The 13406-nt window shown below is 76.2% G+C and carries 13 protein-coding genes; 9 read left to right on the top strand and 4 right to left on the bottom strand.

Annotated features, from left to right (window positions below; genetic code table 11):
• Both ACI781_RS18795 and ACI781_RS18790 read left to right on the top strand, forming a co-directional pair.
• Positions 1-317, top strand: a 317-nt coding sequence (locus ACI781_RS18795) for an ATP-binding protein (RefSeq protein ID WP_456567656.1), incomplete at its 5' end; no start/stop codon positions are given.
• 14 nt (positions 318-331) lie between these two features.
• Positions 332-1000, top strand: coding sequence for a response regulator (locus ACI781_RS18790; protein ID WP_456567655.1), 669 nt, complete (start codon positions 332-334; stop codon positions 998-1000).
• A 61-nt stretch (positions 1001-1061) separates the two neighbouring features.
• Here ACI781_RS18790 and ACI781_RS18785 read toward each other — a convergent pair whose 3' ends face one another.
• Positions 1062-2591, bottom strand: a complete 1530-nt coding sequence (locus tag ACI781_RS18785) for an MFS transporter (RefSeq protein ID WP_456567654.1) — start codon at positions 2589-2591, stop codon at positions 1062-1064.
• A 180-nt stretch (positions 2592-2771) separates the two neighbouring features.
• Between ACI781_RS18785 and ACI781_RS18780 the strand changes: the two genes are divergently transcribed.
• Entirely contained in the window at positions 2772-4016 is a 1245-nt protein-coding gene (locus tag ACI781_RS18780) for a sensor domain-containing phosphodiesterase (protein WP_456567653.1), read from the top strand.
• On the opposite strand, the gene ACI781_RS18775 is transcribed toward ACI781_RS18780, so the two are convergent.
• Complete coding sequence (locus tag ACI781_RS18775) at positions 3962-4585, bottom strand: dihydrofolate reductase family protein (protein ID WP_456567652.1); 624 nt, start codon at positions 4583-4585, stop codon at positions 3962-3964. The two genes, ACI781_RS18780 and ACI781_RS18775, sit on opposite strands and share 55 nt — an antisense overlap.
• Before the next feature lie 118 nt (positions 4586-4703).
• Between ACI781_RS18775 and ACI781_RS18770 the strand changes: the two genes are divergently transcribed.
• Complete coding sequence (locus ACI781_RS18770; protein WP_456567651.1) at positions 4704-5786, top strand: winged helix DNA-binding domain-containing protein; 1083 nt, start codon at positions 4704-4706, stop codon at positions 5784-5786.
• Between the two features lie 36 nt (positions 5787-5822).
• Here ACI781_RS18770 and ACI781_RS18765 read toward each other — a convergent pair whose 3' ends face one another.
• Complete coding sequence (locus ACI781_RS18765) at positions 5823-6398, bottom strand: TetR/AcrR family transcriptional regulator (RefSeq protein ID WP_456567650.1); 576 nt, start codon at positions 6396-6398, stop codon at positions 5823-5825.
• A gap of 91 nt (positions 6399-6489) precedes the next feature.
• Here ACI781_RS18765 and ACI781_RS18760 point away from each other — a divergent pair, with 91 nt between their 5' ends.
• From ACI781_RS18760 to ACI781_RS18745, 4 genes are read left to right on the top strand one after another with little or no spacing between them, the layout of a single operon-like run.
• Positions 6490-7119: a hypothetical protein gene (locus ACI781_RS18760; RefSeq protein WP_456567649.1), complete on the top strand. Its 630-nt coding sequence runs from the start codon at positions 6490-6492 to the stop codon at positions 7117-7119.
• Positions 7110-8321: an FAD-dependent monooxygenase gene (locus tag ACI781_RS18755; protein WP_456567648.1), complete on the top strand. Its 1212-nt coding sequence runs from the start codon at positions 7110-7112 to the stop codon at positions 8319-8321. Before ACI781_RS18760 ends, ACI781_RS18755 begins: the two co-directional genes overlap by 10 nt.
• 11 nt (positions 8322-8332) lie before the next feature.
• A complete protein-coding gene (locus tag ACI781_RS18750; protein WP_456567647.1) occupies positions 8333-10423 on the top strand; it encodes a hydantoinase/oxoprolinase family protein in 2091 nt (696 codons plus the stop codon).
• Positions 10420-12291 carry a hydantoinase B/oxoprolinase family protein gene (locus tag ACI781_RS18745; protein WP_456567646.1) on the top strand — a complete coding sequence of 624 codons (1872 nt, stop codon included), beginning with the start codon at positions 10420-10422 and terminating at the stop codon, positions 12289-12291. Before ACI781_RS18750 ends, ACI781_RS18745 begins: the two co-directional genes overlap by 4 nt.
• 12 nt (positions 12292-12303) lie before the next feature.
• Here ACI781_RS18745 and ACI781_RS18740 read toward each other — a convergent pair whose 3' ends face one another.
• A complete protein-coding gene (locus tag ACI781_RS18740; protein WP_456567645.1) occupies positions 12304-12780 on the bottom strand; it encodes a DnaJ family domain-containing protein in 477 nt (158 codons plus the stop codon).
• A gap of 50 nt (positions 12781-12830) precedes the next feature.
• Between ACI781_RS18740 and ACI781_RS18735 the strand changes: the two genes are divergently transcribed.
• Positions 12831-13355 (top strand): NUDIX domain-containing protein, encoded by a 525-nt coding sequence (locus ACI781_RS18735; RefSeq protein WP_456567644.1) that lies wholly within the window; start codon positions 12831-12833, stop codon positions 13353-13355.
• The last annotated feature ends 51 nt before the right edge of the window (positions 13356-13406 follow it).

Raw genomic sequence — 13406 nt, 5'->3', positions numbered from 1 at the left:
CCCCCGGCGCCGGCGCCGGGGGTGCGCAGCTCGACCCCGCGGTCGGCCGGGCCGCGTACCGGATCGTGCAGGAGGCGCTGACCAACGCGGCCAAGCACGCGCCCGGCGCGCGGGTCTGCGTGGAGCTGGACCGGCGGGAGGGGGCCCTCGCCGTCCGGGTCGTCAACGGCGCGCCCACCCGGCCCGCCGCGGGTGCGCCGTCGGGCGGTCACGGCCTGGTGGGGTTGGCTGAGCGGGTGCGCACCCTGGACGGCCGGCTCGACACCGGCCCGCGGCTGGACGGTGGCTTCGCGGTCGAGGCGGTGCTGCCGGCATGAGCGGTGCCGCCGGCATGAGCGACACCCCCGTGCGCGTGCTGCTCGTCGACGACGAGGAGCTCGTCCGGTTCGGCCTGCGCACGGTGCTGGAGGCCAGCGGCGGTTTCGAGGTCGTCGGCGAGGCCGGGGACGGCGCGGCCGGCGTGCGGGCCGCCCGGGAGCTGCGGCCCGACGTCGTCCTCACCGACATCCGCATGCCCGTGCTCGACGGGCTGGAGGCGACCCGGCAGATCCTGGCGCTGCCCGACCCGCCGCAGGTCGCCGTCCTCACCACGTTCCACGTCGACGAGTACGTCTACGCGGCCCTCGCCGCCGGGGCGGCGGGCTTCCTGCTCAAGGACACCCCGCCGCGGGAGATCGCCGCCGCGGTGCGCGCGGTGGCCGACGGGACGGCGTCGCTGTCCCCCGCGGTGACCGCCACCCTGATCGACTCCTACGTCGAGCGGCGCGCCGCCCCCCGCCGGGTGGAGGCGCTGCGCCGGGTGGCCGACCTGTCCGCCCGGGAGCGGGAGGTGCTGGTGCTGCTGGGCGGCGGCGGGTCCAACGCCGACCTGGCACGCGAGCTGTTCGTCAGCGAGGCGACGGTGAAGACCTACGTCAGCCGGCTGCTGGCGAAGCTGGAGCTGGCCAACCGCACGCAGGCGGCGATCCTCGCCCACGAGGCCGGCCTCCTGGAGGGCTGAGTCTCCCGGGGGCTGAGTCTCCCCGGCGGTCCCAGCCCCGCGGGAGGACCGGCCGGAGCCGCTACTCCCGGCCGTCGCCGACCAGGGTCGCCGCGGGGACCACCCCGGCCTGCGGGTGGCGCAGCGGCGGCTCGGGCTCCTCGTGGGTGCGCGGGTCCCGGCGCACCGATGGCACGAGCAGCCCGGCCAGGCCGGCCAGCAGCAGCGAGCCGGCGGCCAGCAGGAACGCCGTCGTGTAGCCGGACTCGGCCGGCAGGCCGGTGGCCGGCTGCAGGTCCGCGGTCACGACGGAGGCCAGCAGGGCCGTGCCGACGGCGCCACCGACCGTGCGGATGTTGGCGTTCATGCCGCTGGCCACGCCCGTCTGGGACGGCGGCACCGCCGCCACCACGAGGTTGGCCATGGCGGAGAACGCCAGGCCGAAGCCGACGCCCATCAGGACGCCGATCAGCGAGACCTGCCACAGCGAGTGGCCGACGAGGGCGAACAGCGCGAAGCCCGCGCTGCACAGCAGGGCCCCGGCGATGAGCGCGTGCTTGGAGCCGAAGCGGGCGACCAGGTGCCCGGAGGCGAACCCGGTGAGGAAGGACGCCGCCGACTGGGGCAGCAGCACCAGCCCCGACGCGGTGATCGACGCGCCGAGCCCGTAGCCGCTGACCTCGGGCGTCTGCAGGAACTGCGGGATGAACGCGAAACCGGCGTACATCGCGGCGCCGAAGAGCAGGCCGACGAGGTTGGCCGTCCAGACCCCGCGGACGCGCATCATCCGCATGTCGACCAGCGGCTGGCGGGCGCGGTCCTCCACGACCACCCAGGCGACGAGCAGGGCGACGCCACCGGCGAGCAGGCCGAGGACCCGGGGCGAGCCCCAGCCCCACTCCGGCGCGCGGCTCACCGACAGCAGCAGGCAGACCAGCCAGCCCGACAGCAGCACCGCCGCGGGCAGGTTCACCGAGCCGCCGGCCCGCTCGCGGGACTCGGGGATGACCAGGTGGGCGCCGATCGCGGCCGCCGTCACCACGACCATCGGCAGGAAGAACAGCCAGTGGTAGCCCAGCCCGTCGACGATCGGGCCGGCCAGCACCGTGCCGATCGCGCCGCCGACCGCCATGAGCGAGGAGATCCCGCCGACGGCCCCGGGGATCTTCTCCCGCGGGAACTCGTCGCGGATGATCCCGAACGCCAGGGGGAGCACGCCACCGCCGGCGCCCTGGACGACGCGGGCGACGATCATGACCGGCAGCGAGGTGGCGAGCCCGGCCAGCAGGCTGCCCACGGCCAGCGCGGCGAGGGCGGCGACGAAGACCCGCTTCTTGCCCACCATGTCGCCGAGGCGCCCCAGGATCGGGGTGCACACCGCGGCCGACAGGAAGTTCGCGGTCAGCACCCACGCCACGTCGGCCTGCGTCGTCCCGAGCTCGCGCTGCAGCGTGGGGAGGACGGGGTTGAGCATCGACAGCATCAGGACGAAGGAGACGACGCCGAGCGCGATGACCGCGTAGGTCACCTGGTGGCGGGCGCGCGGCGGGGCGGTGTCGGCGAGCACGGGCTGCGGGGTCGCGGGCTGCGGGGTCTGGGGCGGTGGGGTCACGGGGCGGTGCGGTCCTCGGGTCTCGGCGCTCGGCTGCTCTCGGTGCTCAGCGCTGCTCTCGTTGCTCAGTGCAACCGACGATACGGGCCCCCCGCCGGCGGCTGCCCCGTCCGGGTGAGGCACTCCAGTTGTGCACGACCGATGCCGATGGAGGGGCGTCACCTCCGGAAGGGGTCCCCCGTGCGCCGATCGCGTACCGCCGCCGAGCAGCAGGTCGCCGAGCTGCTGCGGACGGCGCGGCAGTCCCTGGGCATGAGCGTCGCGTTCCTCAGCCGGATGGACGGCACCACCCAGCACCTGGAGGTCGTCGAGGCCGCCGCCCCCGCCCGCGTGCTCGTGCACGAGGGCGCCCGCGTGGTGCAGGAGACCTCCTTCTGCCAGGCCATCCTCGACGGCCGGCTCCCCGCGGTGATCCCCGACGTCCGGCAGTCGGAGCTGGCGATGTCGCTGCCCTCGGCGCGCATCCCGCGGATCCGCAGCTACGTCTCGTCCCCCGTGCGGCTGCGCGACGGCAGCCTCTACGGGACCTTCTGCGCCTTCGGCTTCACCTCCGACCCCGAGCTCGGCAGGCGCGACCGGGCGCTGATGGACGTCCTGGCCGGCGCCGCCGCGGTGATCGTCGAGCCCGAGGTCCGCGCGCAGGAGCGCCGGGACGACATCGACGCCCGGCTCGACCCGCTGGTGGACGGCGGCGGCCCGGCCGTCGTCCTGCAGCCGATCGTGGACCTCGCCACCGGCGCGCGCGTCGGCGCGGAGGCGCTCAGCCGCTTCCCCGCCGACTGGGCCAAGGCGCCCGACGTCGTCTTCGCCGAGGCGCACAGCGTGGGCCGCGGGCACGAGCTGGAGCTCCTCGCGCTGCGCGGCGCCGCCGCCCACCTGGACCGCGTGGGCGGCTACGTCGCGATGAACGTCTCCCCCGCCACGCTGCTGACCCGGCCGTTCGCCGACCTGCTCGGCCGGCTGCCGCTGCCCCGCGTGCTGCTCGAGCTCTCCGAGCACGACCCGGTCGAGGACTACGACGCGCTGACCTCGGCCCTGCTGCCCTTCCGCGCCGCCGGGCTGCGGCTGGCGATCGACGACGTCGGCGCCGGCTTCTCCTCGCTGCGCCACATCGTCCTCACCTCGCCCGACGTGCTGAAGCTCGACCGCAGCATCGTGGCCGGCGTCGGCGCCGACCCGGTGCTGCGCACCCTGGTCGGGTCGCTGGTCGGCTTCGGGCACGGCTGCGGGGCGACGGTCGTCGCCGAGGGCGTGGAGACCGCCGACGACGCCGCCACCCTGCTGGCGCTGGGCGTGGACCTCGGGCAGGGCTGGCTCTTCGGCCGCCCGGGCCCGGCCGAGGCACTGGCCCCGGTGCCCGCGCCAGCCGGTCAGTCGTACTCGGGCCCCATCGCGCCGGTCGCCACCTCGCCCGCCCGGGTGTAGGTGCTCAGCACGACGCCCGCCGGCGTCGTGCGCGACGTGGCCAGCCGCCAGCCGCCGGGGCGCGCCCCCGGGCCGAACAGCCGCTTCCCCTCGGCCAGCACGACGGGGAAGACCACGAGCCGGAGCTCGTCGACCAGGTCCTCGGCGAGCAGCGTCTGCACCAGCCCCGGGCTGCCGTGCACCTGGAGCTCGCCGTCGCCGGCGTCCTTCAGCGCCCGCACCGCGGCCGGCACGTCGCCCTCGACCAGCGAGGAGCCCGCCCACCCCAGCGGGCCGGACAGCGTGCGGGACGCGACGTGCTTGGGCAGCCCGTTGAGCGCCGCGGAGATCGGGTCGTCGGCAGGCACCTGCGGCCAGGAACCGGCGAAGATCTCGTAGGTCCCCCGGCCGAGCAGGAAGGCCGACACGGGCTCGAACCAGGCGTTCATCTGGTCGCCGAGGACGTCGTCGAAGTGCGGCACCAGCCACCCGCCGTACCGGAAGCCGCCCGAGGGGTCCTCGTCGGGCCCGCCGGGGGCCTGGACGACGCCGTCCAGGCTCGTGAACATCGTGACCACCAGCGGGCGCACGGCTCTCCCTCCCCCGCCCGCGCGGTGCGGGCGGCGTCAGGGCAGACGGCCGCGGGGGGCCGGACTCATCGCCGGTCGCGGCCACGTCCTGGCACCGATCGGCCCTACGGTCGGGGCCATGACGCTCTCGGTGACCGCCGCGCAGGTCCTCGGCGCCCGCGTCCGGGCCCAGCAGCTGGACCGCGACGCCGGCACGGTGGCCGACACCGCCGTCCTCGACCTCGGCGTGCAGGACACCGGCCCCGACGGCGGGCTGTGGGCGCTGGCGATCCGCGGCGTCACCCCGGAGCCGGGCGAGCTGGCGACCGTGTGGAGCCTGCGGGGCGCGCCGCACCTGTACCGGCGGGCCGACCTGCCCGCGGTCGCGGCGGCCACCGCCCCGTTCTCCGAGGCCGACGCCGCCAAGCGGGTGTTCGACGCCGCCAAGCAGTTCCGGGCCGCCGGCATCCCCGTGCTCACCGCACTCGACACGGTGGCCGCGGCGATGCGCTCGGTCGTCGGCGAGGGCATGGTCAAGGGCGAGATGTCCGGGCGGCTCGCCGCGGTGCTCGACGAGCCCTACCTGCGCCACTGCCGCCCGTGCGACGCGGTCCACGCCTACGAGCAGACGTTCCGGCTGGCGGCGCTGCGGGCGGGGCTGGAGCTCGAGCCGGGCACGTCGCCGCCGGTGCTGCGCCCCGTGCCGGGTCTCGTGCCCGCGGCCGAGGTGCCGGAGCGGTTCGACGTCGTCCGCGCCTACCTGCGGCTGCTGGGGCCGGCCACGCCGCAGCACGTCGCCGGGTACCTGGACGCCCCGGTGAAGGAGGTCAGGGCGCACTGGCCGGCCGACGCCGTGGAGGTCACGGTCGAGGGCGAGCGGCGCTGGACCCTGGACCCCGGCGGGCTGGACGCCGCCCCGCCGTCCGCCGTGCGGCTGCTGGGCCCCTTCGACCTGTTCCTGCAGGCCCGCGACCGGGAGCTGCTGGTCCCGGACGAGGCGCGGCGGAAGGCGCTGTGGCCGGTGCTCGGCCGGCCGGGTGCGGTGCTGTCGGGGGCGTCGGTGGCCGGCACCTGGCGCCCGCGCAAGGCCGGGACGTCGCTGTCGGTCGCGGTGGAGCTGTGGGGCGGGGACACCCCGCAGCTGCGGGCGGCGGTGGCGGAGCAGGCCGAGCGGCTGGCGGCCTCCCGCGGGGCCGCGCTGGCGTCCGTCGAGCTCGCCTGACCACCTCGGGCCGCCGGAGGCGGCGACCCGCGGAGGTCAGCGGGGCGCGACGAACGGGACCAGCACCTCGTCCACGACCTGGACGACGACCTCGTCGGTGATCGGGTCGCCGGTGATCAGGAACCGGTGCCACAGCACGCCCTGCCCGAGCTCGCGGGCGATCTCCACCGGGACGTCGGGCCGGACGTCGCCCCGGGCGATCCCCCGCTGGAGCAGTGCGGCCATCTCCTGCTTCCGCCAGCCGATGGCCCCCTCGCGGAAGGCGGTGGCGAACTCGGGGTCGACGGCCATGGCGGCCACGACGGCGCGCAGGACCGGGGCGGCCGGCCCGGCGAGCACCGCGGCCCAGCCCCGCATGACGGCCAGCATGTCGGTCCGGTAGCTGCCGGTGTCGCCGGTGGGGATCGCCGCGGTGGCCTGGCGGAGCAGCGCGTCGCGCAGCAGCGCCGAGCGGTCGGGCCAGCGGCGGTAGAGGACCGGCTTGCTCGTGCCGGCGCGGGCGGCCACCGCCTCCATGGTCACGGCCTGCGGTCCCTGCTCCACCACCAGCGCCAGCACGGCGTCGACGATCGCCGCCTCGAGCACGGCACCGCGGCGCCGGGTGACCGCCACACCCACCTCCACGAGAGAAACGCTTGCGTGTCTTGTCATCGGAGCCTAGCGTCCGGGCCACAAGAAACGGATCCGTATCTCTGGAGCGGCCATGGACCTCCCCCTCCTCACCCCGCTGCGCGCCGTCGACACCGCGACGGTGCGCGTCGAGGCGCACCCGCACGGCCGGCGGCGGGTCACCATCGACCACCGCCCGCTGGACGGCGTGACCCCTCGCGACCTGCTCGGCTGGTTCCGGGGGCCCGGCGCGGACATGCCCTACGACGGCCGCCGCGTGCCCCGCTACCTCGCCTGGCACCCGCTCGACCACGTCCGGTGGGAGCTGGCCCGGCCTGCCCCGGGCGGCGGCGCCGGCGAGGGCGCCCGCTTCCGGATCGTCGAGCGCTTCGCCGGCCGCCCGGAGTACGCGGTCGACGTCGTCGACCGCGTCGAGAAGCTGGACGAGACCGGGATCCGCCTCGTCCAGCGGGTGGGCGGCCACGTCGTGACCAGCCTCGAGCACACCTGGTCGGCCGGGCGGGACCGCACCCACTACGTGAGCGTGCTCGACCTCGGGGCGCGGGGCCCGCTGGCCCGCCCGGTCAACGCCGTGCTCGCCCGCCGCTTCCCCGACCACATGGTGCGGGCCTGGGTGCGGCACAACGTCGAGGAGGTCGGCCGCCTGGAACTGCTCCTCCCGATGCTCGCCGGATCGGCCGTGGGCGGTGCGCTGTGCGGGTAGCGGTCGTCGGCGCCGGCATCGGCGGGCTGGCCGTCGCGGCCGGCCTGCAGCGCGGCGGCGCGGAGGTCGTCGTCCTCGAACGGGCGGCGCACCTGCGGCCGGTCGGCTCGGGCCTGTCCCTGTTCGGCAACGGCCTCACCGCCCTGGACTCCCTCGGGCTGGGGCCGGCGGTGCGCGCGCTCGCCGGGCTCGGGGCCGCCGGACTGCAGGCCGGGCAGCGGCGGCCGGACGGGCGCTGGCTGGCACGCACCCCGGCATCGGCCGTCGCGCGGCTGCGCGTCGTGCACCGGGCCGACCTGCACCGGGCCCTGGCCGGCGCGCTCTGCGGCGACGCGCTCCGGACCGGGGCGGACGTCGTCGCCGTCTCCGCCGACGGCGAGGTGCGGCTGGGCGACGGCGCCCGCGAGCGGTACGACCTCGTGGTCGCCGCCGACGGCATCCGCAGCCGGGTGCGCGCCGGCTGGCCGGGCGACCCGGGCCTGCGCTACGCCGGCTACTCCGCCTGGCGCGGGGTGACCGAGCGGCCGGTGGACCTGCGCGGCGCCGCCGGCGAGACCTGGGGCCGCGGCCGCCGGTTCGGCATGGCCCCGCTGCGGGACGGCCGGGTCTACTGGTTCGGCGTCGCCTCGCTGCCCGCCGGGGTCGTGCTGCCCGACGAGCACGGCGAGCTGGTCCGGTCGTTCGCCGGCTGGCACGAGCCGATCGCCGAGCTGATCGCCGCCACGCCGCCGCGGGAGGTCTCCCGGATCGACGTCCACGACCTCGCCGGCCCGGTGCCGACCTTCGTCCGCGGCCGGGTCGTCCTCCTCGGCGACGCGGCCCACGCGATGACCCCGGACCTCGGCCAGGGCGCGAACCAGGCCCTGGAGGACGCCGCGACTCTGGTCCGGCTGGCGGCCGGGATCGCCGGCGACCCCCGGCCGGGGGCCGGCGCCGTCGCGGCGGTGCTCGCGCGCTACGAAGCGCTCCGCCGGCCCCGCACCCAGGCCCTGGCCCGGCGGGCCCGGTCCGTCGGCGCCGTGGCCCAGGCCGCCGGCCCGCTGAGCAGCCGCCTGCGCGACGCGCTGCTGCGGCTCACCCCGCCGTCGGCCCTCGCCCGCCCCCTCCTCCGCGTCCAGGACTGGCAGCCGCCGGGAGCCACCGCGCCGTCCCCGCGGAGCACCGGTCTCGACGACTCCCCCCGGCGGGTACCTCAGCGCTAAGGTTCCCGGCCATGACCGCACCGACCGCACGCCGGGTCCGGATCGGCATCGACACCGGGGGCACGTTCACCGACGTCGTCGCCGTGGACGAGGAGACGGGGCGGACGACGACGACCAAGACGCCGTCCACGCCGGCCGACCCCGCCGAGGGCTTCCTGGCCGGCGTCCGCAAGGTGCTCGACCTCATGGGGCTGACCGGGGAGGCGGTCACGGCCGTCAGCCACGGGACGACGGTGGCGACCAACCAGCTGCTCGAGGGCAGGCTCGACCGGCTCGGCTTCGTCACCACCGAGGGCTACGAGTCGGTGCTGGAGATCGCCCGCCAGTCGGTGCCCGACGGCTACGGCAACAGCTACTTCTGGGTCAAGCCGCCGCGGATCGTGCCGGCCGACCTGGTGCGCACGGTCCGCGGCCGGCTCTCCGTCACCGGGGAGGAGGTCCGCCCGTTCGACCGGGACGACGCCGTCGCCGCCGCCCGGTTCTTCCGCGACGCCGGCATCACCACGATCGGCGTCTGCCTCCTGCACTCCTACGCCGACGACGCGCACGAGCGGGCCGTGCTCGAGGTGCTGCGCGAGGAGCTCCCCGGGGCGGTGGTGTCGCTGTCCAGCGAGGTGCTGCGCGAGTACCGGGAGTACGAGCGGTCGGTGACCACGCTCGTCGACGCCGCGGTCAAGCCGCGGGTGGGCGCCTACGTCAGCACCATCCGCACCCGGCTGGACGAGATCGCGCCCGGCGTCCCGTTCTACGTGATGAAGAGCAACGGCGGGGTGCTGTCGGCCGAGGAGGTCGTGCACCAGCCGATCACCACGATGCTGTCCGGCCCGGCCGCCGGCGCGCTCGGCGCCGCGCTGATCGCCGGGGCCGCCGGCTTCGACCGGGTGCTGACCTGCGACGGCGGCGGCACCTCCACCGACGTGACCGTCGTGGTGGACGGCGAGCCGACGCTGACCACCGAGGGCTCGGTCGGCGCCTACCCGAGCAAGATCCCGATGATCGACGTCGTCACCGTCGGCGCCGGCGGCGGCTCGATCGCCTGGCTGTCGCCGGAGGGCACGCTCAAGGTCGGCCCGCAGTCGGCCGGCGCCGACCCCGGGCCGATGTGCTACCCCTCCGGCGGGGACGCCCCGACGGTGACCGACGCGCACGTCGTCCTCGGCCGGATCCCGCCGCACCTGCTCGGCGGGGAGATCCCGCTGTCGGTCGAGGCGGCGCGGGCCGGCCTGGAACGCCTCGGCCGGACCCTGGACCTGGACCTGGAGCGCACCGCCACCGGCATCCTCGAGGTCTCCGCGTGGAACCAGGCCAACGCGCTGCGCCAGGTGACCGTCGCCCGCGGCCTCGACGTCCGCGACTTCACGCTCACCACCTTCGGCGGCTCCGGCTCGCTGCTGGCCTGCCGGCTGATGGACGTCCTCGGCCTCCCCCGCACGCTGGTGCCGCCGAACCCGGGCAACGTCAGCGCGTTCGGCCTGCTCACCGTCGACGTCCGCAACGACCACGTCCAGACCACGATCCAGAAGCACGCCGACCTGGACCTCGACCGGGTGCGGGCCGTCTTCGCCGCCCTGGAGGACCGGGCCCGCACCGCGCTCGACGGCGAGGGCTTCGCCCGCGACGAGCGGCGCATGCAGCGGACGGCGGACCTGCGCTACGTCGGCCAGGCGTTCGAGGTGCGGGTGCCGGTGGACAGCGACGTGGACGCCGCCGGGCTCGACGCGACGGCCGCCGACGCCGTCGCCCGGGCCTTCCACGCCGCCCACCGCCGGCTGTACGGCTACGACCTCGCCGACAACCCGCGCCAGGCCGTCGAGTGGGTCAACCTGCGGGTGAGCGGGATCGGGCCGATCCGCCGCCCCGACCTGGTGCGGCTGCCCCCGGCCGAGGGCGGGACGGACCGGGCCGTCACGGGCTCGCGGCGGGTGTTCTTCGATGACTGGGTCACCACCCCCACCTACGACCGGACGCGCCTGGCACCCGGGGACGTCGTGACCGGCCCGGCGGTCGTCGAGGAGTTCGGCTCCACGGTGCCGGTGCACCCCGGCTTCGCGGCCACCGTCGACGGCTTCGGCAACCTGCTGATCACCAAGGAGTCCGCATGACCGAGCAGCAGACCGACGCCGACCCGGTCCTGGTCGAGATCGTCGCCGGCACGCTGGCCGCGATCGAGCGCGAGGTCGAGACGGCGATCGGGAGGACGTCGAGATCCCCCATGATCCGGGATGCGCACGACTTCCGGGCCGGCATCCACGACCGGCAGCTGCGCAAGCTCACCGGCCGCTCCTACTCGGCGCTGGTGCACCCGGTGGTGCGCGACCACCCGATCGACACGATGCACCCCGGCGACGTCTTCTTCCACAACGACGTCTACCTCTCCGAGGGCGGGATCGGCCACCTGCCCGACCTGTGCGTCACCGTGCCGGTGTTCGCCGCCTCGCCCGGGACCGGGGAACCCGAGGTCGTCGCGTTCGTGCAGGCCTTCGGCCACCACGACGACATCGGCGGCGCGGTGCCCGGCTCCATGCCCTCGGCGGCCACCTCGGTGTTCGAGGAGGGCCTGATGGTCCCGCCGATCAAGCTGTGGGACCGCGGCGTGCGCAACGACAGCGCCCTGCGGATCATGACCCGCAACTCGCGGATGCCCGACTCGCTGGCCGCCGACCTCGACGCCGAGTGCTCCGCCTGCCTGGCCGGCGCGCGGCGGCTCGGCGAGCTGTTCGACCGGTACGGCGTCGCCGCGGTCGAGGCCTGCTTCGAGGCGATCCTCGCCGGCTCGACCGAGGTGTACCGGCGGGAGGTCCTGTCGCAGATCCCCGACGGCACCTACGTCTGGGAGGACTACGCCGAGCACGACGGCGTCGAGGAGCCGAAGCTGCACCGGCAGCGGATCACGCTGACGATGCGGTCGGAGCACGAGATCCCGCTCGTCATCGACTTCACCGGCACCGGCCCGCAGGCCAAGGGACCGATCAACCACTGCGGCGACTACGCCGACGGCAACTTCCTCAAGAAGTGGCTGGCGCCGATCCTGCGCAACCTGGCCGAGACGCCGGAGCGGATGGCGCAGCTGGACGTCAACGAGGGCGTCGTCCCGCTGATCGAGATGCGCTTCCCGGAGAAGGGCACCCTGCTGACGCCGGTCTTCCCGGCGCCGACCAACGCCCGGACCTTCGTGATCCTGCGGCTGCTCGGCGTCCTGGCCGGCGTGCTGGCCAAGGCCACCGGCGGCCGCATGCCCGCCGACCAGGAGACGATCCGCTACACCGGCGTCCACGGCACCGACGCCGACGGCCAGCCCTACCTGATGCGCGAGGTGCTCGGCGGCGGCTCCGGCGGCCGGTACTACGCCGACGGCGAGGACACCATCCACGTCGTCCCCGACTCCCGGAACCTGCCCACGGAGTTCACCGAGTCCCGCTTCCCGCTGCGGGTGGAGCGGCTGGGCCTGGCCGTCGACTCCGGCGGCCCCGGCCGGTACCGCGGCGGCTGCGGCTACGAGAAGCACATCCGGGTGCTGCGCGACGCGCACTTCATGTCGATCGCCGACCGCTCGATCCTCGCCTGCTGGGGCGTCAACGGCGGCAAGGCCGGGCGGCCGTTCTCGATCACCGTCGACCCCGGCGGCCCGGACGAGCACGAGGTGGACGCGCTGGCCGACGCCGAGCCGCTGCCGGCCGGCACGGTGGTGCGCATCCGCACGACCGGCGGGGGCGGCTGGGGCGACCCGCTGGAGCGGCCGGTCGAGGAGGTCCTGCGCGACATCGCCTGGCGCAAGGTGTCGGGAGACGGTGCCCGCGCGGACTACGGCGTCGTGGTCCGCGAGGACGGCTCGGCGGACGAGGCGGCCACCGCGGCCCTGCGCGCGGAGCGCCGCGCCGCCCGCACCGGCGACGAGCCGTTCTTCGACCGCGGCCCCGGCTACGCCCGGCTGTCCGGCGGGGAGGCGTTCAACGAGTTCGACGTCCTGTAGCCGCCCGGCGGCTCAGCGGCCGCGGCGCCACCAGCGGCGGCGCGGCTCGGGGGCCGGCGGCTCGGCCCTCGGCGGCGGGGGCGGCGGGCGGTGCGCCGCCCAGTGCGCGACGAGCGCGTCGACGTCGGCCAGGCCCGGCACCGCCGCCCAGCGGCTCTCCGCCGGGCGGCGCCAGAAGGCCTCCACCCGCGCGTCGTAGTCGGCCGCCAGCGCGCGGACGGCGGCCTCGCTGTCCAGCCGCAGCACCCGCGCGGGCAGCTCGTCGCGCTCGCGGCGCAGCCGCAGGCCCGGCGGGAGCATGTCCGCGGTCTCCACGCCCTCGCGGCGGGCCTTGGCCAGCGCCCAGTCGTAGGCGGTCTCGTCGGGGTCGATCTCCAGCGGCTTCCCGGCGCCCGGCAGGCCGGTGAACGCGCCGCGCTCCTGCGCCTGCCGGATCTGCTGCTCCACCCACGTCTCGAACGAGACCCCGTGCGGCTTGCGGTCGGTCATCGCCGTCCATGGTCCCCGCTCTGCGAGGCTCGGGCCATGAGGTCGAGGGCATGAGGACGACGGGCAGCCGCGAGGTCTACCGCAACCCCTGGATCCGCGTGCGGGAGGACGCCGTCGAGCGGGAGGACGGCTCGGCCGGCGTCTACGGCGTCGTCGAGAAGGCGCACTTCGCGCTGGTGCTGCCCTTCGAGCGCGACGGGTTCTGGCTGGTCGAGCAGTACCGGTACCCGCTGGGCCGGCGGGCGTGGGAGTTCCCGCAGGGCACGTGGGGGGCCGGCAGCAGCGGGACGCCGGAGGAGCTGGCCCGCGCGGAGCTGGCCGAGGAGACCGGGCTGCGCGCGGGCTCGCTGCGCCACCTCGGCCACCTCGACCTCGCCCCCGGGCTGTCCACCCAGGAGTTCGACGTCTGGCTGGCCACCGACCTCACCCCCGGCCCGACCGCCCGCGAGGCCACCGAGGCCGACATGCGGCAGGCGTTCGTGCCCGAGGACGAGCTGCGGGCGAGGATCCGCGCCGGCCGCTTCACCGACGGGCCCTCGCTGGCCGCCTACTCGCTGCTCCTGCTCGACCGGTGATGTGCGTCTGTGGCGGGGTGTGGGGCCCGCCCCCCCGCCCCCCCCACCCCA

It is taken from the genome of Blastococcus sp. SYSU D00695, from assembly GCF_054050555.1.
Note: the sequence above shows the minus strand (reverse complement) of the source record. Positions and strands in the feature narration are given on the sequence as shown.